Origin of the sequence: Brevibacterium sp. UMB1308A (assembly GCF_030230605.1) — a bacterium.
GTDB lineage: Bacteria > Actinomycetota > Actinomycetes > Actinomycetales > Brevibacteriaceae > Brevibacterium.
In genome coordinates, this window is the sequence record NZ_JASPDO010000060.1 from 1 (window position 1) to 1120 (window position 1120).

Below are 1120 nucleotides of genomic sequence, written 5' to 3' on the forward strand. Positions count from 1 at the left end.
GAATTACAAACCCGTAGCCATCAATCAGTTCACAAACAATCATGCCGACTACCTTCTAATCGCCTATGCCATGGCACATGGGTACACAGTTGCCACCATGGAAAAGTCGCAACCGGGGGCACGAAAACGAATCCTCATACCCGACGTCTGTAAGGCAATGAAAGTAAAGACTATCGATACGTTTGGGATGCTCAGAAAGACCGGCGCACGGTTAATTCTGCAGCCTTAGTAAGTTGCGGGCGAGTACCTGCGCTGACGCTCCACCAAACGCATGAGCACACCCACAACCAAGCACGTCCCACCACCGCACCTGCTAGCCCCGGATACTAGGCGCCGTTAGTTTCTGCCCGTAATGGTGAGCAGCTCCTCAATGGGCACGATCCCACGCGATGATTCGCTGATTTCCTTGCCCTCATCAGCCCACAACGGTGGGTAGATTGAAAGCCCTTGATTAGGCGCAAGCGTAGCGACCTCTGCCTCCCAGCCAGGCCATCGCAGGTTCTCGAACATGCCACCGAGCTGTCCCTGCACAAGGGCAGAAATGAACTGGTTGTGACCAGCATCCAGTCCTTCCCACTGCAGGGTATCCAGGCCGAAATAGCAAATCTCACCAGGCTGAACGCCAAGCGCTCCACCGTCAATCGCGAATCGCCCGCCCAACGCATCGTGGCCGACATGAAGCGCACCAGGAGGGGCGGTCTGCGGGCTGTCATCAGAGAAACCGTTGACCCACGCAACGCTAGGAAGGTAGTCACTACCGCCCCCGTAAAGACGGAACCAACCGTTATCCGCGACGATGCCACCGGTGTTAAGAGCAATAGCACCGAGCAAAGTGTCGGCAGGCATCTGAAGTTGCCATAGGGCGCGCTGCCCTTGTTCCGGGGACGTTGGGAAAATTGTCGCGCCACTCGTTACAAAATATTCGTGCAGCGTTGGCCAGACCGGGTCTTGGACATTCATCAGTTCTTCAAGACTGCGCATGGAGATCCTTTGATTCATGGAAATTTCGAGCTCCATCGATAAGCCCGAACAGTTTCAGATTACCCGTTACATTCTTTTGTAGGTCCTCATCAGAGGATCTGGTCGCTGGTCCTGGTATGGCTTTTTTGCCCTGTCATCG

The 1120-nt window shown here is 54.7% G+C and carries 2 protein-coding genes; one reads left to right on the forward strand and one right to left on the reverse strand.

Annotated elements, in window-relative coordinates:
* Positions 1–229 (forward strand): DUF4411 family protein (locus tag QP868_RS12045; RefSeq protein WP_284926796.1); only part of this gene is annotated, 229 nt, incomplete at its 5' end.
* A gap of 107 nt (positions 230–336) precedes the next feature.
* On the opposite strand, the gene QP868_RS12050 is transcribed toward QP868_RS12045, so the two are convergent.
* Positions 337–981 (reverse strand): DUF2625 family protein, encoded by a 645-nt coding sequence (locus QP868_RS12050; protein ID WP_284926798.1) that lies wholly within the window; start codon positions 979–981, stop codon positions 337–339.
* Positions 982–1120 lie beyond the last annotated feature (139 nt).